The 18,904-nt window shown below is 62.9% G+C and carries 16 protein-coding genes; 10 read left to right on the plus strand and 6 right to left on the minus strand.

Annotation, left to right across the window (positions count from 1 at the left end; genetic code table 11):
* Positions 1–2 precede the first annotated feature (2 nt).
* From BX591_RS26490 to BX591_RS26500, 3 genes are all read right to left on the minus strand, one after another.
* The gene (locus BX591_RS26490; RefSeq protein ID WP_111934280.1) at positions 3–1,871 is read right to left on the minus strand and encodes an amidohydrolase; all 1,869 of its coding nucleotides are present in this window, start codon (positions 1,869–1,871) and stop codon (positions 3–5) included.
* A gap of 64 nt (positions 1,872–1,935) precedes the next feature.
* Positions 1,936–2,628, minus strand: a complete 693-nt coding sequence (locus tag BX591_RS26495) for a hydrolase (protein WP_105511513.1) — start codon at positions 2,626–2,628, stop codon at positions 1,936–1,938.
* A 248-nt stretch (positions 2,629–2,876) separates the two neighbouring features.
* Positions 2,877–3,797, minus strand: a complete 921-nt coding sequence (locus tag BX591_RS26500; protein ID WP_111934281.1) for a LysR family transcriptional regulator — start codon at positions 3,795–3,797, stop codon at positions 2,877–2,879.
* 128 nt (positions 3,798–3,925) lie between these two features.
* On the opposite strand from BX591_RS26500, the gene BX591_RS26505 reads away from it, so the two are divergent.
* The 6 genes from BX591_RS26505 to BX591_RS26530 all read left to right on the plus strand — a co-directional run bounded on the left by BX591_RS26505 (position 3,926) and on the right by BX591_RS26530 (position 11,292).
* Positions 3,926–4,579 carry a DsbA family oxidoreductase gene (locus tag BX591_RS26505; protein WP_111934282.1) on the plus strand — a complete coding sequence of 218 codons (654 nt, stop codon included), beginning with the start codon at positions 3,926–3,928 and terminating at the stop codon, positions 4,577–4,579.
* Positions 4,576–5,724, plus strand: coding sequence for an FAD binding domain-containing protein (locus tag BX591_RS26510; protein WP_111934283.1), 1,149 nt, complete (start codon positions 4,576–4,578; stop codon positions 5,722–5,724). The genes BX591_RS26505 and BX591_RS26510 overlap by 4 nt, the downstream gene beginning before the upstream one ends.
* A 30-nt stretch (positions 5,725–5,754) precedes the next feature.
* On the plus strand, positions 5,755–6,969 hold the full coding sequence (locus BX591_RS26515; protein WP_111934284.1) for an MFS transporter: 1,215 nt from the start codon (positions 5,755–5,757) through the stop codon (positions 6,967–6,969).
* A gap of 269 nt (positions 6,970–7,238) precedes the next feature.
* A complete protein-coding gene (locus BX591_RS26520; protein ID WP_111934285.1) occupies positions 7,239–8,516 on the plus strand; it encodes a c-type cytochrome in 1,278 nt (425 codons plus the stop codon).
* A complete protein-coding gene (locus BX591_RS26525) occupies positions 8,513–9,031 on the plus strand; it encodes a (2Fe-2S)-binding protein (RefSeq protein WP_111934286.1) in 519 nt (172 codons plus the stop codon). The genes BX591_RS26520 and BX591_RS26525 overlap by 4 nt, the downstream gene beginning before the upstream one ends.
* On the plus strand, positions 9,028–11,292 hold the full coding sequence (locus tag BX591_RS26530; RefSeq protein WP_111934287.1) for a xanthine dehydrogenase family protein molybdopterin-binding subunit: 2,265 nt from the start codon (positions 9,028–9,030) through the stop codon (positions 11,290–11,292). The genes BX591_RS26525 and BX591_RS26530 overlap by 4 nt, the downstream gene beginning before the upstream one ends.
* 42 nt (positions 11,293–11,334) lie before the next feature.
* Here the strand turns inward: BX591_RS26530 and BX591_RS26535 are convergent, their stop codons facing one another.
* On the minus strand, positions 11,335–12,717 hold the full coding sequence (locus tag BX591_RS26535) for an MFS transporter (RefSeq protein ID WP_111934288.1): 1,383 nt from the start codon (positions 12,715–12,717) through the stop codon (positions 11,335–11,337).
* A gap of 193 nt (positions 12,718–12,910) precedes the next feature.
* Positions 12,911–13,945: an MDR family NADP-dependent oxidoreductase gene (locus BX591_RS26540; protein WP_111934318.1), complete on the minus strand. Its 1,035-nt coding sequence runs from the start codon at positions 13,943–13,945 to the stop codon at positions 12,911–12,913.
* A 92-nt stretch (positions 13,946–14,037) separates the two neighbouring features.
* Here BX591_RS26540 and BX591_RS26545 point away from each other — a divergent pair, with 92 nt between their 5' ends.
* The 3 genes from BX591_RS26545 to BX591_RS26555 all read left to right on the plus strand — a co-directional run bounded on the left by BX591_RS26545 (position 14,038) and on the right by BX591_RS26555 (position 17,983).
* Entirely contained in the window at positions 14,038–14,718 is a 681-nt protein-coding gene (locus BX591_RS26545) for a TetR/AcrR family transcriptional regulator (RefSeq protein WP_244147022.1), read from the plus strand.
* A gap of 519 nt (positions 14,719–15,237) precedes the next feature.
* Complete coding sequence (locus tag BX591_RS26550; RefSeq protein ID WP_111934290.1) at positions 15,238–16,212, plus strand: CPBP family intramembrane glutamic endopeptidase; 975 nt, start codon at positions 15,238–15,240, stop codon at positions 16,210–16,212.
* Between the two features lie 100 nt (positions 16,213–16,312).
* Positions 16,313–17,983 (plus strand): ABC transporter ATP-binding protein, encoded by a 1,671-nt coding sequence (locus BX591_RS26555; RefSeq protein ID WP_111934291.1) that lies wholly within the window; start codon positions 16,313–16,315, stop codon positions 17,981–17,983.
* A gap of 17 nt (positions 17,984–18,000) precedes the next feature.
* On the opposite strand, the gene BX591_RS26560 is transcribed toward BX591_RS26555, so the two are convergent.
* Entirely contained in the window at positions 18,001–18,393 is a 393-nt protein-coding gene (locus BX591_RS26560) for a nuclear transport factor 2 family protein (protein ID WP_111934292.1), read from the minus strand.
* A 29-nt stretch (positions 18,394–18,422) separates the two neighbouring features.
* Between BX591_RS26560 and BX591_RS26565 the strand changes: the two genes are divergently transcribed.
* Positions 18,423–18,821 (plus strand): VOC family protein, encoded by a 399-nt coding sequence (locus BX591_RS26565; protein WP_111934293.1) that lies wholly within the window; start codon positions 18,423–18,425, stop codon positions 18,819–18,821.
* The last annotated feature ends 83 nt before the right edge of the window (positions 18,822–18,904 follow it).

Consider the following 18,904-nt stretch of genomic DNA (forward strand, 5'->3'; position numbering starts at 1 on the left):
GCTCAGAAGGCGAAGCAGCTACATCCCAGCGCGCCCCAGAAGCCGTTCGAGTCGCTGACCGGCACGTTTTTGCGCCATGCCCAACCGTGCGCGTGAGCATGCACGCCGCAGAGGTTCACGCAGCCGTCCACGCAGGCCACTGCCGTGGGTTTGTAGCGGCTATAGCCACCGAACTCCGCGACCGGCGACCACGACGGGCTGACCGGCAGCGCGGGCGGAGCGAGCGGCGCGAATTCGTCGTCCGCGTAGACGACCTTGCCGCCCACCACCGTCATCACCGATTCGAGGAACTTGATGCGGCTCTCGTCGACGCTGAAGTAGTCTTCGCTGAGCACCGCGAAGTCGGCGAACTGGCCCGGCACCAGCGCGCCTTTTTTGTCGTCTTCATTCGAGAACCATGCGCTGCCCACCGTGTAGCGGCGCAGCGCTTCCATGCGGTCGAGCCGGTTCTCGGCCGAATACATTTGCGTGCCGCCCACCGTCTTGCCCGACACCATCCAGTACAGCGAGACGAACGGGTTGAAACTGGCGACGCGCGTCGCGTCCGTGCCCGCGCCGACCGGCAGGCCGGCGTCCAGCATGTGACGGATCGGCGGCGTGCGCTTGACGGCCTCTTCACCGTATTGCTGGATGAAGTACTCGCCCTGGAACGCCATGCGGTGCTGAATCGCAATGCCGCCGCCCAGCGCGCGAACACGCTCGATATTCCGTTGCGTGATCGTTTCGCAATGGTCGAAGAACCAGCGCAGGCCGTTGAACGGAATGTCGGCGTTGACGCGTTCGAACACGTTCAGGAAACGCTCGATCGACTCGTTGTACGTGGCGTGCAGACGGAACGGCCAGCGGTTCGCCACCAGCAGGCGCACTACCGCTTCGAGCTCGACTTCGAGCGTGTCCGGCAGATCGGGGCGCGGTTCCAGAAAGTCTTCGAAGTCCGCTGCCGAAAACACCAGCATTTCGCCCGCGCCGTTCACGCGCAGGAAATCGTCGCCATCGCCGGGCTTGGTCATCTTCACCCACTTCGCGAAGTCTTCGATTTCCTTCTTCGCGTTCTGCGTGAACAGGTTGTAGGCGATCCGCACGGTCAGTTCATTGTGCTTCGCCAGATCCATGATCACGGCGTAATCGTCCGGGTAGGCCTGGTAGCCGCCGCCCGCGTCGATCGCGCTGGTCACGCCGAGCCGGTTCAGCTCGCGCATGAAGTGGCGCGTGGAATTGCGTTGATCGTCCGGTGCGAGCTTCGGGCCCTTCGCGAGCGTCGCGTACAGCAGTCCGGCGTTCGGCCGTGCGATCAGCATGCCGGTCGGATTGCCGCGCTTGTCGCGCTGGATTTCACCGCCCGGCGGATTCGGCGTGTCTTTCGTGTAGCCGACCGCGCGCAACGCGGCAGCGTTCAGCAACGCGCTGTCGTACAGATGCAGGATGAACACCGGCGTATCCGGTGCAATGGCATTGATCTCTTCGAGCGTCGGACCGCGCCGTTCGGCGAACTGGAATTCGTTCCAGCCGCCCACCACGCGCACCCATTGCGGCGCCGGCGTGCGGGCCACCTGCTTGCGCAGCATGTCGAGCGCGTCCGCGAGCGACGGCACGCCGTCCCAACGCAATTCCATGTTGAAGTTCAGGCCGCCGCGAATGACGTGCAGGTGCGAGTCGTTCAGACCGGGAATGACGGTGCGTCCCTTGAGGTCGACCTGCCGTGTGCGGTCGTTGACATGCCGCATCACGGCGTCGCGGGAACCCGCGGCGACCACGCGGCCATCGGCAACGGCGATCGAATCGGCGAACGAACGCTTGTCGTCCTGCGTCGCGATCTTGCCGTTGAAGAAGACGATGTCGGCCGGCGTCGGCGCGGAAGTACTGGAAGTCATGGCGATCCTCATGGGGAGCGCTCCGCGTCGAATGCGCGGAGCTGGTGAGGGCAAGCGGGCGTGCTTACTTCGTCTTTGCCGGCACGGCCGCGAGGATCTCGTGCTGCTGCGCCGTGCGCTGAGCCGCCTTGTGAACCATCGTGTACGCGTAGTCCACGCCCATGCCGTACGCGCCCGAATGCTCCTTGACGAGCTTCATGACCGCGTCGTACGTTTCCTTGTGCGCCCAGTCGCGTTGCCATTCAAGCAGCACCTGTTGCCACGTCACCGGCACGACGCCGGCCTGGATCATGCGTTGCATCGCGTAGTCGTGCGCCTCTTTCGAGGTGCCGCCCGACGCGTCGGCGACCATGTAGATTTCGTAGTCGCCTTCGTCCATCGCGCACAGCGAGAACGTGTTGTTGCACACCTCGGTCCACAGACCGGCCACCACCACTTTCTTGCGGCCGTTGGCCTTCAGTGCGTCGCGCACCTTCTGGTCGTCCCACGAATTCATCGACGTGCGTTCGAGCACCTTGTGGTCTGGGAACACGTCCAGCAATTCCGGGTACGTGTAACCCGAGAAGCTTTCCGACTCCACCGAGGTAATCGTGGTGGGAATGTTGAATACCTTCGCTGCCTTTGCGAGGCCGACGACGTTGTTCTTAAGCGTCTGACGATCCATCGACTGAACGCCGAAAGCCATTTGCGGCTGCTGGTCGATGAAAATGAGTTGGGAGTTTGCCGGGGTCAGCACTTCGAGTTTCGGATTAGCCATGGCGTTGTGATTCCTAAAAGGGTGAGTTGACATGGGAGACATGCCGCACTTGCCTGAAGTGCGTTAAAAACTGAGACCCAGTCTAATCACGGCCTTTCACAACGTCCTTGTTGAAGCCCTTAATCGTTCTTAAAAAATATCAAGCTTCAGAATCCGCGGGCGATGCGTCGCGCGTGCCCCGCTCAGAACTTTTCACTTTTTTGCAGGACATTAAGTCGGCGCGCTCTCTACACTTCAGTCGCCGCGGTTCAACCTTCGAGCGCACTTTGCAGCCGCGCTTCGAGAAACTGGACGAGCGTGCGCACTTTGCTGGAATGACGGCGATTCGGTAGATACGCGGCATAGACAACAGCGTCGCCCTGATGCGGACTGGCGTCGAACGCTTCGAACAGCCGCATCAGACGACCGGCGCGAATCTCGGCGCTGACGTGCCACCCTGGCAGCAACGCGATGCCGCGCCCCGCCATCACCGCTTCGAGCAGGATGTCGAGACCGTTCGACAGCAAACGCCCACGTACCTCGACGCGCATTTCTTCGCCGTCGCGGCGGAACGTCCACATCTGTCGCGTGCGATAGCCGCCGCCGTACGCGACACGCAGACATTCGTGGCCGGCCAGTTCCTGCGGGGTGCGAGGCGTGCCGTGCTGCTCGAGGTAGCCATGGCTCGCGACGACATAGCGCGGATTGTCGGCCAGCTTCCTGGCGATCAGGTTGGGGTCGCGATCCAGCCGGCCGATCCGGATCGCCACGTCGATCCGCTCGAGGGCGAGGTCGAGAAAGTTGTCCGCCACCACCACGTCGAGAACGACGCGTGGATGGTCGGCGAGAAACGCCGCAAGGTGCGGCGCTAGCCACAAGCGGCTGAAGGTGGACGGCACCGAGATGCGCAGCGAGCCGACCGGCGACGCGCCGCTGTCGAACACGCTCTCGTCCGCCTCGGCCAGATCGTCGAGCACCTTGCCAACTTGTTCGACGTAGGCGATGCCGGCGTCCGTGAGACTGACCTTGCGAGGCGTGCGGGTCAGCAGCGCGGTGCCGAGCGACGCCTCCAGCGAGTCCATCAGGCGTGTGACCGACGAAGTCGCCACGCCAAGACGCCGCGCGGCCTTCGAAAAGCCGCCGGCATCGGCGACTTCCAGCAGCGTCTTCACGGCAAGGAATTTGTCCATGGTCGAGTTGGGTGTCGATAGATCGCTGTTCTGTTGCAAAAAACGCAACGCGGGTTTGCATTTTAGCCTCATTCCGCGCCACAAACGCAACGTATAAGCTGCATCGATTACCTAGCGAGGGGTGCAACATGCAAGCCATTCAGGTGGAAGTGCATTACGACTTTATTTGCCCGTGGTGCTGGATCGGCCAACGGAATCTTTCGGCGGCGCTGGCCGATGCCGGCGTGGGCGAGGCGGTGTCGATCCGCTACGTGCCGTTCGAACTGAACCCGTCGATGCCCGTGGAAGGCATGGAACGGCGCGCCTATCGCACCCGCAAGTTCGGCAGTTGGGCCCGCTCGCAAGCCATGGACGCGCAAGTCACGGCCGCCGGCCTGAGCGCCGGCGCTTCATTCGACTACGACCGCGTGCTGCGCACGCCGAACACGCGTCTCGCGCATCGGCTGATGCAGTTCGCGCAGTGCCGCAATGAACCGCGCACCACGGCCGCGCTGTATCAGGCCATCTATGCCGCGTACTTCGCCGAAGGCCGCGACATCGGCTCGCTCGACACGCTGGTCGCAATCGCCGCCGAGCACACGTTCGACGCCGACGAAGCGCGCGCTTATCTGACGAGCAGTTCGGGCAATCCGGCGATCGACGCGGCGCGCGAGCGAGCCGACCGGCGCGGCGTTCAGGCGGTGCCCACGATCGTGATCGACGACCACGCGATCAGCGGCGCGCAACCGCCCGCCGTGTTCACCGAGGCACTGCGCGCGGCAATGCGGAGGGACGCAGCATGAAAGCCCTCGAACAACCGCGTGCGGTCGTGATCGGCGGCTCGTTGGGCGGCCTGTTCACAGCGACCACGTTGCGGGCGGCAGGCTGGCGGGTCGACGTGTTCGAAACCTCGACCAACCAGCTCGACAGCCGCGGCGGCGGCATCGTGCTGCAGCCGGATGTACTGGACGCGCTGCAGTTTGCCGGCGTCGCACTGCCGGACCCTCCGGGCGTGGCGTCGGGCGAGCGCATCTATCTGGATCGCGACGACCGCCGCGTCGAGCAGCTATATATGCCGCAGATGCAAACGTCGTGGAGCCTGTTGTATCGCGCCATGAAAGAGGCGTTGCCCGCCGAGTCGCTGCACGCGGGCGAGACCTTCACCGATTTCCGCATGAACGGCGAGCAGATCGTCGCGCAGTTCGACGGCGGCCGCAGCGAGCAGGCCGATCTGCTGATCGGCGCCGACGGTATCCGTTCGACGCTCCGGCGGCGGCTGTTGCCCGAGATCGTGCCGGCCTATGCGGGCTATGTCGCATGGCGCGGACTCGTCGAGGAACCGAACCTGCCGTTGCAGGCCGCGAACACGTTGCGCGACCGCTTCACGTTTCAGCAGGGCGAAGAACACTCGGCGCTCGCTTATCTGATTCCGGGCGAGCGCGACTCGACCGCGGTCGGCGAACGTCGCTGGAATTGGGTGTGGTATCGCAAGTACAGCCGCGAGCAGCTCGACCGTTTGCTGGTCGACCGGCACGGCCAGCCGCGGGCGTTTTCTTTGCCGCCCGGCTCGACCAAGCGCGCCGACGTCGCCGTATTGCGCGACGATGCCGCGGCCTTGCTGGCGCCGACGTTTCGCGCGCTGGTCGATAGCACGGACGATCCGTTCATGCAGCCGATCGTCGATCTGCGCTCGCCGCGCATGGTGTTCGGCCGCGCGGTGCTGCTCGGCGACGCCGCCTCGGTGCCGCGCCCGCATACGGCAGGCAGCACCGCGAAGGCCGCCGCGAATGCGCATGCGTTGGCGCGGGCGTTGTCGTCGACCTGGCAGAGCGGCGTAACGATCGACACCGCGCTCAAGCGCTGGGAAAACCAGCAACTGCAACGCGGCCGCCTGATGACCGATCTTGGTATTTCGCTCGGCGATCGGGTGATGAACATCGCTCGCTGAGTTCAGCGTTTTTCTTTTAAGGGAGTTGCAATGTCGACCCAGGCATCCACGACGGCGGCCGGTACCGGCCACGTCCAATTGACCCGCGGACTGATCGCGCTGTTCGCCTTCTGCTGCGGCGCGATCGTCGCGAATCTGTACTACGCGCAACCCATTACCGAACTGATCGCGCCGGACATTCACATGTCCACCGGCACCGCCAGCCTGATCGTTTCGCTGACGCAGATCGGCTATGCGCTCGGCCTGTTCTTTCTCGTGCCGTTGGGCGATCTGCTGGAGAACCGCAAGCTGATGATCGCCACCGCGCTGGTGTCGATTGCGAGTCTTGCCGCCGCGACCTTCGTACATCACGCCGGCGGGTTTCTCGCGATTTCGCTGCTGATCGGTTTCAGCTCGGTCGCCGTGCAGATTCTGATTCCGCTCGCCGCACACCTCGCGCCGGACGAATCGCGCGGCAAGGTGGTCGGCACGATCATGAGCGGCCTGCTGCTCGGCATTCTGCTGTCGCGGCCAATCTCCAGCGTGGTGGCGGGACACTTCGGCTGGCGCGTGGTGTTCGGCGGCGCCGCCGTGTTGATGACGCTCGTCACGAGCGTGCTCGCATTGACCATTCCGCGCCGCCAGCCGGATCACAAGGCGACCTACTTCGAGCTGATCGGCTCGCTCGGCCAGCTGGTCCGCACGATGCCGGTGCTGCGTCACCGCTCGCTGTATCAGGCGCTGATGTTCGCTTCGTTCAGCCTGTTCTGGACCGCGATTCCGATCGAGTTGACGCGGCAGTTCGGGCTTTCGCAGACCGCGATCGGCGTCTTCGCGCTGGTCGGCGCGATCGGCGCGACCTCGGCACCGGTGGCGGGGCGTCTCGCCGACGGCGGTCATACGATGCGCGCCACGCTGATCGCGCTGGTGGTGGGCGCGCTCGCTTATACGCCGGCGTTGATTCATCCGGCGTGGGGCGTGTTCGGGTTGGTCGCAACCGGCATCGTGCTCGATTTCGCCGTGCAGATGAACATGGTGCTCGGCCAACGCGAAATCTATGCATTGCACGCGGCGAGCCGCAACCGGCTGAACGCGCTGTACATGACCAGCATCTTCGTGGGCGGCGCATTCGGTTCGGCGCTGGCCAGCCCGCTGTATGAACATGGCGGATGGACGCTGGTCGCGGCTGTCGCCACCGCGTTCCCGCTGATTGCCCTCGTTCACTACCTCGTGATCGGCCGGCCGCACGCCGCGCGGATTGCGTAACGCTTTCGGTGTTGGTTCGAGCAGGGTGTCCGGACGGCATCGCGCCGTCCGGATTAACAAGTTTTCAGTCCGGCTTCAGGAGTTCTCATGACGTTGGCGATACGCTAACGCCATCGAGTCGACGCGCCGGCGCGACTTTCCATCGTTGCCACGAAACGCGTGCCGTCCCTTTGTCCGGAAACAACGGTGACGACCCTCGTGCCCCACTCGCATGCATGACCCCGTGCATGCGTTTTCATTAAATCAAGACTTCAGTGAGAGGTGCGTGAATGACCCGCAAGTCAAAACTGCTGACGGCAGGCGGCGTGGTCATCCTCGCCGCGCTGACCGTTTTCCTGCTGCTGGCGTGGAACCCCGCCATCGATCCGATCGCGCCGCCGGCCGCTACGTCGTTCGACTCGCAGACGCGGCTTGCGGGCGCGCGTGTCGTGGCGCTCGGCGATTGCATCGTCTGCCATACCGCGAAGGGCGGCAAGCCGTTCGCCGGCGGCCTGCCGCTGGCCACGCCGTTCGGCACGATCTACGCGACCAACATCACGCCCGACCCCGAGACGGGCATCGGAAACTGGTCGCTCGATGCATTCACGCGAGCGGTCCGTCATGGTGTGGCGCGCGATGGACATCTGCTGTATCCCGCGTTTCCGTATATTCACTTCACCCGCATGCCCGATCGCGATGTCGCGGCGGCCTACGCGTACCTGATGACGCGTGAGCCGGTCCATGCAACCGCGCCCGCCAACGACCTGATCTTCCCGCTGAATTTCCGCCCGCCGCTCGCCTTCTGGAACGTGTTGTTCCTGCGGCCCGGCGAGCAGCAGGCGGATGCGTCGAAAGACGCGCAGTGGAATCGCGGCAAGCTTTTGGTGGATGGGCTCGGACACTGTGCGTCGTGTCATTCGCCGCTCAATGCGATTGGCGGAGAAAAACTGGGCCATGCGTTCGACGGCGGCGTGGTCGACGGCTGGGAAGCGCCCCCGCTCAATGCGCTCGGTGCGGCGCCCAAGCCATGGACCCAGCAGCAACTCGTGACCTATCTGCGCACCGGCCGCGCCGGCGAACATGGCGCGGCGGCCGGTCCGATGCTGCCTGTCACGCGCGATCTGGCGACCGTGCCGGAAGAAGACGTGCAAGCGATCGCCACTTACATACTGTCGATCCAGAAGCCGCAGCCCGCACTCGTCAACATGGCGGCCCAAGGCGCGACGTCGCCCGGCGCGCAACGCGGCGCGTTGCTGTTCGCCGCCTCGTGCGCGCAATGTCACGGCCCCGCCGCGCCAATGCAGTCGATCGGCGAACGCCCCACCCTCGCCTTCAGCACCGCCATCAACGCGACGACGCCGCGCAACACCGCGCAGATGATCCTCAGCGGCAACGGCTGGCAGGGCGAGGACAGCATGAACTACATGCCCGCCTTCGGCGAGGTCTATAGCGACCAGCAGATCGCCGATCTGGCGTCCTACGTTCGCGCCGCGTACTCGCAGCGCGGGCCGTGGCAGAACGTCGAGGCGACGGTCGCCAAAGTCAGAAAGGAGAACAACGCGCGATGATCAACCTGACCGTGAATGGCGTGCAACACACGCTCGATATCGATCCCTCCACGCCGCTGCTGTACGCGCTGCGCAACGACCTGCATCTGCATGGCGCGAAGTTCGGCTGCGGACTCGGCCAGTGCGGCGCCTGCACCGTGATCGTCGGCGACAAGGCGGCCTTCTCTTGCCTGATTCCGGTGTCGGCGATCGGCACGCGCGCCGTGCGCACGATCGAAAGTCTCGGCACGGCCGAGCATCCCGGCCCGCTGCAGAAGGCGTTTATCGATCACCAGGCCGCGCAGTGCGGCTACTGTATCGCCGGCATGATCATGCGCGCGCAGGCGCTGCTCGATCGCAATCCGCGGCCTACCGAGGGCGAATTGCTCGACCATATGGAGCCCAACCTCTGCCGTTGCGGCACGCACACGCGGATTCTCGCGGCGATCCGCGAAGTCGCGCATCTGCCCGTACCGGATACGGCGGCTGCGTCTGCCGCAACGTATGGCGCAATGGCTCGTGGAGGCGCGCAATGAGCTTCGATCACGACGACGTCAACGAAGGACGCCGCCGCTTCCTGATGTCCGGCGCGCTGGTGGTGAGCTTCAGCCTGTTCCCCGGCGTCAGGTCGATGGCGCAGGAAGTGATTGCCGACGAAGGCGCGGCCGTGCATATCGGCAAAGCGACCCAGACGCTGGCCGGCAGCCTGAAGACCAATCCGTATCTCGACGCGTGGATCAAGATCGATCCAGCCGGCAAGGTAACCGTCTACACCGGCAAGGTCGAACTCGGCACCGGCGTGCGGACCGCGCTGCTGCAAGTCGCGGCCGAAGAGCTCGACATGACGCCCGCGCTGATCACATTCCTGACCGCCGACACAGGCACGTCGCCGGACGAAGGACTGACTGCCGGCAGCCACACCATGGCCGACAGCGGCAGCGCGTTGCTGAACGCGGCTGCCCAGGTGCGCGGTCTGCTGGTCGACGCGGCAGCGGCGAAGTTCGGCGTGAGCAGCACGGCGCTGAACGTGCGCAACGCCGTGATCAAAACGCCCGACGGCCGCAGCATGACCTACGGCCAGGCAGTCGGCTTCGTGGATCTGCATCGTATGGCGACACCGGTGTCGCCGTTGAAAGATCCCGCCACCTTCAACGTGATCGGCACCTCGCTGCCGAGGCTCGACATTCCCGGCAAGGTGACCGGCGGCGTGAGCTACGTGCAGGACATCACGATGCCCGGCATGCTGCACGCGCGCGTGGTGATGCCGCCGGTGTACGACGCCCAACTGCTGCAGACCAACACGCCCGAGATCCTGAAGATGCCCGGCGTGATCAAGGTGATTCGCGATGGCAGCATGCTCGCCGTGGTCGCCAAAGGCGAATGGCAAGCAGTGCAGGCGCAGCGCGCACTCGCGGCCGGCAGCCAGTGGAGCGGCGGCCGCACGCTGCCCGATCCGGCCGCCGTGCATCGCGACCTGAAGACGATCTCCACGCAGCACATCGAGATCGCCAATACGCACGGCGCGGCGGGCACGCCCGTCAAAACGCTCAGCGCGAAGTACACCAAGCGCTACATGATGCACGGTTCGATCGGACCGTCCTGTTCGGTCGCGCAGTTCAAGGACGGCATGATGACGGTGTGGACCCATTCGCAAGGTGTCTACCCGCTGCGCGACGGCCTCGGTGAAATGCTCGCGCTGCCCAGGGAGCAGGTTCGTTGCATCCACATGGAAGGCTCGGGCTGCTACGGCCACAACGGCGCGGACGACGTCGCCGCGCACGCCGCGTTGATTGCGCGCGAACTGCCGGGCCAACCGGTGCGGGTGCAGTGGATGCGCGAACAGGAGCACACGTGGGACCACTTCACGCCCGCGATGGTCACCGAGGTGAGCGCGTCGCTCGACGCGGGCGGCAGCATCGTCGACTGGAACTACGCGCTGTGGAGCAGTTCGCACAATGAGCGGATCGTCAACGCGGGCCGCCTTCTGCCGGCGCGCATGCTGGCGAAGCCATTCGTGTCGGCGCCTTCCGTGCCGATGGTGCAGCCCGAAGGCGGCGGCGACCGTAACGCGATTCCGCTGTACGCGTTGCCGAACGTGCACGTCATGAACAATTTTTCGCCGACCATGCCGCTGCAAACCTCGGCGATGCGTTCGCTCGGCGCGCACATGAACGTCTTCACGATCGAAACCTTCATGGACGAACTGGCCGCCGCCGCAGGCGCCGATCCGGTCGCGTTTCGACTCAAGCATATGCAGGATCCACGCGCACACGACGTGATCAAACTCGCCGCCGAAAAATTCAGCTGGCCGCGCGCGGCGCGCAAGCGTAATCACGGCGTCGGCTTCGCGTTCGGCAAGTACAAGAACCTGATGGCTTATGTTGCGATGGCCGTGGAGATTTCCGTCGTGCCTGAAACGGGTCAGGTGATCCTCGAACACGCGGAAGTCGCGGTGGACTGCGGGCAAGGCGTCAACCCGGACGGCATTCGCAACCAGATCGAAGGCGGCGTGCTTCAATCGGCCAGCTGGACGCTGTACGAAGAACTGAAGTTCGATACCTCGCGAATCCGCAGCTTCGACTGGAGTAGTTACCCGATCCTGCGGTTTTCGGCGGTGCCGCGCGGCGTCAACGTGCATCTGATCAATCGGCCCGGCATGCCGTTTCTGGGCGTCGCCGAAGCGTCGATGGGCCCGACCGCGGGCGCGCTCGGTAATGCGCTGTTCGATGCGACGGGTCAGCGTTTGCGTGATTTGCCTCTGGCCGGCGAAAGTTTGCGCAAGCGGATCGATGTGTAGCGATACGGTCGGGTTGTGGGGGGGCTGCTCGCAGTCGCTTACTCACGACAGGCGGCAGGGTTCTGCCTCAACCGGGCGCGACGCGATCCACCATACGCACGCAGCGACCATCGACAAGGTGACGACGATGCCAAGAATCAGATTCATCGCCTGCTGAAACACATGGGCGGTGGCAATGAACGTGCCGAAGATCGCCACGCCTAGCGCGGAGCCGCTTTGACGCGCCGAATTCAACACGGCGGCGGCCATCCCCGCGCGCTGTTTGTCGACCGTGCCGAGCGCGGGCGAGGTCGCCGCCGGCGAGATGAAGCCCGACGCCATGCCAATGGCGAGCATCGGCACGACGGCGACCCAGTACGGTGACGCGACGCTCGTGAGGCTCATGCCGAGAGCGCCCAACGCGTACAGCGCGAACGCGATGCACATGGACTCTCTGGTTCCGAGCCGTTTCACGACCCGGCTGGACAGCAGACCGCCCAGCGCGACCATGCCGGTCATCGGCAGGAAGGCGAGGCCGGTGTCGAGTGCGGAATAACCGCGTGCCTGCTGGTAGAACAGGCTGAACGTAAATAGCATGCCGTAGAAAACGAACGCGGAGACCATCGACACAAACGTCGACGCCGAAAACAGCGCGTTGCGGAAAAATTGCATGGGCAACATCGGGTGCCGGGTCCGCGTCTCGATCACGAAGAACGCTACGCACGCGGCGCAACCGATCGCGCTACCGGCCACGATCGGCGCGGACTGCCAACCGAGCCGATGCCCGTCGATCAGCACGCCGATCAAGCTACCCAGCGCGACGATTGCCGCCAGTTGCCCCGCTAGATCGACATGGCGCGTCCCTGGCGACGGCGTGCGCCCGACCGCTTGCGCGAGCCAGATTCCGGCGAGCCCGATCGGCACGTTCACGAAGAAAATGCTGCGCCAGCCGAGCAGATGAATCAGCAGCCCGCCGATCAACGGACCGGATGCCATCGCCACGCCGCCGCAGCCCATCCACAGGCTAACCGCCGAGGCACGCGCCGCGGGAAGCGGATACGCGTCGTTGATCAGCGTGAGCGAGCACGGCACCAGCATCGCGCTGCCGACGCCTTGCAAGGCCCGCGCCAACGTCAGCGTCGTGAGGTCGGGCGCGACTCCGCACAGCACGGAGCCGAGCACGAACACGGAGAGTCCGGCGAGGTAGACGTTACGTGCGCCGAGCCGATCGCCGAGCGTCCCGCCGGTCATCAGCAAACTCGCGAAGGTCAGCGTGTACGCATTGACGACCCATTGGAGTCCCGCTATGTTGCTGCGCAGCGTGTGGCTGATTTCCCCCAGCGCCACATTGACGATGGACGCGTCCAGCAGCACCACCGTATAACTGATACAGGTGGCGGCGAGCACACGGGACGCGGCGCTGCGAGTCGGCGCGAGCGCGGCCACGATCAGCGAGCGGCCGCGTGGGCGGCGGCGGTTTCAAGGGTGAAATGAGCATTGACGGTCACGGCGCGTCCAGGTCGAAAGAAGTTGAGACGAGTGTAGAGGCCGCCCGCTTGCCGATGCTTCGACGCGAGTCGAAGCATGCCCGTTCACTTCGGTCGCCGCGCGCACTGTTATTTTTCTATCCGCTTTCCGCTTATGGCTTGATCAACACCGTCCCGAAATACTCCCCTCGTATCACTCGCTCCAACGCGAACGGCGCATGGTCGAGTCCGTCGATGATCTCGTGCGGGAAACGGATGCTGCCCGCCTCCAGCCATTGTGCGAATTGCTGGATCCAGTCTGCGTAGGCTTCGGGATGGTCGTCGGCGCTGTAGCCTCGCAGCGTGATGCGCTTCACCAATAGCTGCACTGAATCGAGTTCGACCGGTGCGGTTCTGCCCGCGCCATGGCTTGCCAGTTGCCCCGACAACGTACCGACGATCACCACGCGCGCACCTTCACGCGCCGCTGCAATCGCCGCTTGCAGTTGTTCGCCGCCGACATTGTCGAGAAACACGTCGATACCTTCCGGCGCGGCGGCGGCAAGTTGCTCGACGATTGGCGTACCGCCACGGCACACCGCAGCGTCGTAACCCAGCTCGGACACCAGCCGTGCAGCCTTCTCATTGGAACTGGTGCTGCCGATCACGCGCCCCGCTCCGAGCAAACGCGCGATCTGCCCCGCCATCGATCCGTTCGCGCCCGCCGCGCTGGAAATGAACACCGTGTCGCCCGGGTGGATCTCCACGCCGCGAGTCAGTGCGGCATACGCGGTCCAGCCATGCCCAAGATACGCGGCCGGGTCCGGCAATCCGCCGCCGATCCGCTGGCAATCCGCTACAGGAACCGCCGCATATTCGCGCCAGCCCTGAAAATGCAGCACCAGATCGCCTGGAGAAAAACCGCTGCCCGCAGGGGCCGAAACGATTTCGCCAAGCGCCTCGGCCGCCAGCGTGTCGCCCTCGCGCAAGGCCGGGAACGGCACACCTTTTACGTCCTGGGCGTCTTTGCTGATCATCATGCGCAGTGACGCAGAGAGCAGAAAATAGCGGTTGCGAACCAGCACCTCGCGATCGGAGGGAGTTGGCAGCGGTGTCGAAACAATCTCGAAGTTCCCGGCGTGGGGCAAGCCTTCAGGTTGCGACTTCAAGCGAATTTCGCGGCTGGTGGCGGGGAGTGGCTGGATCATTTGAAATTCCTTGTGAGGCCACACGCGCACGTTATTGCCAAACGTGTCAAACAATGTGAGCATAGCGCTCATATTCTCCCGGGAGCCCACACTTGGCTACTCGCATTCCCACGCGTCCTTCGGCGATGCGCAAACAGCCGCGCCAGGCGCGTTCCCGCGCCACGGTCGAAGCGATTCTGATCGCCGGGGCTCAGGTTTTGGGCCGCCGTGGCTGGGACGGTTTCACGACGAATGAGGTTGCCGAGGCCGCGGGTGTGAGCATCGGCTCGCTGTACCAGTACTTTCCGAACAAGCTGATCTTGTCCGAAGCGATCACGGCGCGTCACTTCGACGAAATTCTTGCGGTGCTACGTCCGATCGGTGACGAAGCCTTGTCTTTGACGCGGCGTGTGGAGCAATTGGTCGACGGCATGATCGGCGTTCATAGCATCAACCCGGCGCTGCATCGGGTGCTGCTCGAGGAGGCGCCGCGCGTGCGTGGGCCGAAGTCGGTTCATGACCGGTTCGAGGCGGAGTATTTGCGCTGCTATGCGGCGTTGATCGCGCAGCCGGATGAAGATGACGCGCGGAAATGCGAATCCGCCGACGCCGCGGCGCAAGTCGTTTCGGCGGCGGTGGCGGGTGTGATTCATGACTCAGCGCATCGGGGGACGATCGGCTTGCCGGTGCTTAAGCAGGAACTGGTGGATATGGTGGAGGCGTATCTGCTTAGGCGGCGTCGGCGGGGGCGTGCGGGGGTGGGTGGAGATCGGCGAGGTATCGTGAAGCGTTGACCTTGCGCGTTGGAAATGATCTTCCGCATTGCTCGGAGAAAACATGCTCGCTATCGCCGAGTTAGACTTTCCCCTGCCCCGTCCGTTTATTCTTTCTGACGATCGCGCTGCGTGCTCGCTAGAAACAATCAGGTTAACAATCGACGATTTCCCGTTCCGCAACCCTCCAGCCAAATAGCGGCAATAGATCGATTTATGCCTATCGCGTAGACACAACTCCACGATAAACAGTCAGTTGACGTTGCTTAATGGTTCGTCGAGAATCGGAACCGCTGATTGACGGCACTTCGACAATTTTCACCGTTGGTTTTAGAGCGTTTCCGGCCTCTCCGGAAAGAGTCTTCCGCATTTCAAACCTTTCTTTTCCAGTCTGCTTTATTGCAGCAGAACAATCATAAAAACGGTCACGGACGAACTTCGCCTGCGCCTTTAAATGTCTTTGTAGGGCTAATGTAACGCGCGTCCCGAATACGTCCCAGGTTTATCTCTCCAATTCCAACAAAAATAGCGAGGCAATGCATGAGCGATTCCAAGCACTACGGCACGGCATCGAGCGGTCCTGATCGCAGCGGCGAACCTGTCCACCAACGAACCCACCGGCTGCGTCGTTTCTTCGGCGGCAAATTCAAGCGGATCTGGATCGGCAAAGACGGTCTGCGCTCAGGCTGGGCCGCCCTGCTCTTCATCATGATTGTGAGCGGTCTGGTTGCGGGCGTGGCGTTTATCGCACATCTGCTGCATCACCTTCCGCCCAGATCCACGGAGATGGTCCCGACGCGCATGCTCATCGGTGAATTCGTCATGATCTTTGCGGGACTCGTCGCCACCAAAATAATGAGCCTGATCGACAAACGTTCATGGCTCGACTACGGACTGCGCGCGCGGCATCGCGTTGCCCATCTTGCGCAAGGACTCTTCTTTGGTGTAGTGGCCATGTCGCTCGTGATGGCCGCGCTGCGCTATTTTCACGCGGTGACCATTGAGTCGTCTGGCATGCAATTGGGAGCGCTGCTCCAATCGGCCATAGTCTGGGCGGCGTTGTTCCTGCTCGTTGCGTTTAACGAGGAACTGTGTTTCCGGGGCTATGTGTTCTTCCGTTTGCTGCGCGGCGTGGGGCCAGTCGTCGCTACTCTCGTAACAGCCGCCATTTTTTCCCTCGCGCATATGGGCAATCCGGGGGAAACGGTATTCGGCATTGCGTCCGTCGCCGCCGCTGGACTCGTGTTCTGTCTCGCGGTTTGGCGCACGGGTTCGCTGTGGTGGATCATCGGCTTTCACGCCGCGTGGGACTGGAGTCAATCGTTCGTGTTCGGTGTGGCCGATAGCGGTGCGATGGCGAGCGGTCATTGGCTGACGAGTCACTCAACCGGACCCGTTTGGTTGAGCGGCGGCGCGGTAGGCCCGGAGGGCAGCGTACTGATGTTGCCGATGATGGCCGTACTCGCGTTCGTGATCGTTCGGACGTTGCCGAAAGACAGCGGACGGCGGGCGTGAACACTAAACACCCTGCCTGCGCTCCGGTCATGAGCATTCGACGTCGCTGCGTAAAACCTCGCATAATCGTGGCTTATCTATCGCAGAGAGAGGCGTGCAGATGGTTAAAGAAACCAATTGGCATATCGTAGCGTCTCCTGTCGGCAGTATTCTCAGTAAGTTCTGGCAAATGTCCCGCGGCACCATAGCCCTCGTCGCGGCGGTCGTAGCAGGTTCGTCGCTAATCTCGGTCTCCGCGCCCTTTGTCTTTTCCCGCCTTGTCGACCGGCTTTCCAGTCAGCATCCGATCGAGACGACTTTCGCGGGATTCATGCTTTATGCCATCCTCGTCGGCGCTTCACTCACGCTGGGAAATACGGCGAGATTTCTTGCGCTGATGGCTGCCGAAAATCTGAACTTCATCTCGTCCACCAGTTTCTTCGAGCGTTTGTCGAAGAAGTCGCCGCGCTTCTTTATCGAACATAATCCGGTAGAGGTTCAGGCCGCTCAGACGCAAGGCGCACAAGCCCTCAGCATGACGGTGAACCTGGTATTGAGCATCATTCTGCCGGGCGTCATTCAGCTCGTCTTGACACTGGCCGTTCTGGGCACCGCACTCGATACAAAAATTGCCGCGGTCGTGCTCCTCTACGGCGCGGTATTTACTTCTCTGACCTACTTCACCAACGTTTGGACACGGCCGCACCTGAATCGCGCAATCAGTGTGGCTCAAGCCAACGCGAGCCTGATCGGCAATGCAATCACGTCGATGGAAACGCTGCGTTATTTCGGCAGTTCCGGGTGGATGAGCAAGCGCTTCAATCATGGCGCCACGGAAGTTCTGGAAAACTGGCGGAGCTTCTGCGTTAAACGCATCGCTTATGCCGGCGTGTATGGCATGGCGCTTGCGCTCCAGTTCGTGATCGCCTTTACTCTTTTTCTGCCGCGCTACAAGGCTGGGCTGATAAGCGTCGGCGATATCGTGTTGTTCAATGTGCTGCTGCTCCAACTCAACCATCCGTTCGAGATGGTAGGAATCGCTATCGAGAACCTCATTCAGTCGTATGCACGGATACAACCGTTTGCCCGCATGTGGGCCGCCGCCGAAGAAATCGAACCCGCTGCGCCGCGCACAGAATGGCCAGCGAGCGACGGGAGGATCGAATTCCGGCGTGTCGGCTTCGCGTACGAAAACGGGCGGGGCGTGTCCAACGTGTCTTTTATCGCTGCGAGAGGCGCGGTGACATTCCTCACCGGTGAATCCGGTTCGGGCAAATCCACGGTCTTCAAACTGGCATTGAAAGCGATGGAGCCGTCCGCAGGCGAGATCCTGATCGACGGCTTCAATTTGCGCGAGATCGCCCGCAAAGACTGGTACAGCATGGTCGGCGTCGTGCCGCAGGAAATCATGTTGCTCAACGACACGCTCACGGCGAATATCGTGCTCGGCCGGGAGGTCGACGAAACGCGTTTGCGCGAGGCCGCTGCGCGAGCGGCCATTCTCACGCGGATCGAAGATCTCCCCGATGGATTCGCCACAGTAATCGGCGAGCGCGGCCTGAAGCTGTCGGGCGGTGAACGTCAACGGGTTGCCATCGCCCGCGCGCTCTATGGCAAACCCAAGCTACTGTTTCTCGACGAAGCCAGTTCCGCGCTAGATGAACCCACGGAGACCGGCATCATGGACCATATCCGCACGCTTGCCGACGAAGTCACCGTGCTGGCCATCACGCATCGCAAGAGCACGATCCATTCGACCGATCACGTCGTCGATCTGCAAAATCATGTGTAGAAGCGTGAAATCGCACCTCACCCAATCCGCTCGACCCACTCCGTGCGATCAAACGGCGGCTCGTAACTCTCCGGCCAGTACTCGACCACGCGGGAAATTTTGCCGCGCTCGACCGTGAAGAACGAAATAGCTCGGGCCTGCAGGACGCTATCGGTAATGGAGACATCCGACACCGCGTCCCTCTCATTGCCGACAATACGATTGATCGTGAAAACCCAGCGCCCTTGCGCGGGGTAAGCCGCATTGAACCGACAGAAATTGTCCGCGCCGCGAATGCGTTCATTCGATTGCGGCCACTCCAGCATAAAGTCATCGGCCAGAACCACCGCGACAGAATGGAAATCGTTGGTGGCCATGAGACGCCAAAACTTCTGAACCACGAGCACCGCGTTCTCGGTAGACTGGGTCATATCTGATCTGCTTCTTGGGGAAAATGGAAATGATTTCACACGTTTATATCGGTGTCACCGATTTCGATCGTGCCGTGCAGTTCTATTCGCCCGTGATGGAAGCATTGCGGCTCAAGATGAAGTTCTGCGACCGGGACAAGCCGTGGGCCGGCTGGATGGCGCCGGATACTCCCCGCCCACTCTTCCTGATCGGCAGGCCTTTCGACGGTCATCCGGCAAGCTGCGGAAACGGCCAGATGATCGCCCTGCTCGCACCGGACCGGCGCGCGGTCGATCTCGCCCACGCCCGTGCACTGGCGCATGGCGGCTCGTGCGAAGGCGCTCCAGGCCTGAGACCGCACTACCACGCCAACTACTACGGTGCGTACTTCAGAGACCCGGACGGCAATAAGCTGTGTGTCTGCCATCACGATCCCGTCGACGAATAGCGCGAAGCATCAAACTCGTCGAATCGAATCGACACGTTAAAACAAGTCGCAATCCTTTCACATAACTCGTGCATAACTACGCC

The organism is Paraburkholderia bryophila (assembly GCF_003269035.1).
Lineage (GTDB): Bacteria > Pseudomonadota > Gammaproteobacteria > Burkholderiales > Burkholderiaceae > Paraburkholderia > Paraburkholderia bryophila.

Coding starts and splice junctions, on each gene's coding strand:
- BX591_RS26490 (WP_111934280.1), bottom strand. CDS start 1,871: ATGACTTCCAGTACTTCCGCGCCGACGCCGGCCGACATCGTCTTCTTC.
- BX591_RS26495 (WP_105511513.1), bottom strand. CDS start 2,628: ATGGCTAATCCGAAACTCGAAGTGCTGACCCCGGCAAACTCCCAACTC.
- BX591_RS26500 (WP_111934281.1), bottom strand. CDS start 3,797: ATGGACAAATTCCTTGCCGTGAAGACGCTGCTGGAAGTCGCCGATGCC.
- BX591_RS26505 (WP_111934282.1), top strand. CDS start 3,926: ATGCAAGCCATTCAGGTGGAAGTGCATTACGACTTTATTTGCCCGTGG.
- BX591_RS26510 (WP_111934283.1), top strand. CDS start 4,576: ATGAAAGCCCTCGAACAACCGCGTGCGGTCGTGATCGGCGGCTCGTTG.
- BX591_RS26515 (WP_111934284.1), top strand. CDS start 5,755: ATGTCGACCCAGGCATCCACGACGGCGGCCGGTACCGGCCACGTCCAA.
- BX591_RS26520 (WP_111934285.1), top strand. CDS start 7,239: ATGACCCGCAAGTCAAAACTGCTGACGGCAGGCGGCGTGGTCATCCTC.
- BX591_RS26525 (WP_111934286.1), top strand. CDS start 8,513: ATGATCAACCTGACCGTGAATGGCGTGCAACACACGCTCGATATCGAT.
- BX591_RS26530 (WP_111934287.1), top strand. CDS start 9,028: ATGAGCTTCGATCACGACGACGTCAACGAAGGACGCCGCCGCTTCCTG.
- BX591_RS26540 (WP_111934318.1), bottom strand. CDS start 13,945: ATGATCCAGCCACTCCCCGCCACCAGCCGCGAAATTCGCTTGAAGTCG.
- BX591_RS26550 (WP_111934290.1), top strand. CDS start 15,238: ATGAGCGATTCCAAGCACTACGGCACGGCATCGAGCGGTCCTGATCGC.
- BX591_RS26555 (WP_111934291.1), top strand. CDS start 16,313: ATGGTTAAAGAAACCAATTGGCATATCGTAGCGTCTCCTGTCGGCAGT.
- BX591_RS26560 (WP_111934292.1), bottom strand. CDS start 18,393: ATGACCCAGTCTACCGAGAACGCGGTGCTCGTGGTTCAGAAGTTTTGG.
- BX591_RS26565 (WP_111934293.1), top strand. CDS start 18,423: ATGATTTCACACGTTTATATCGGTGTCACCGATTTCGATCGTGCCGTG.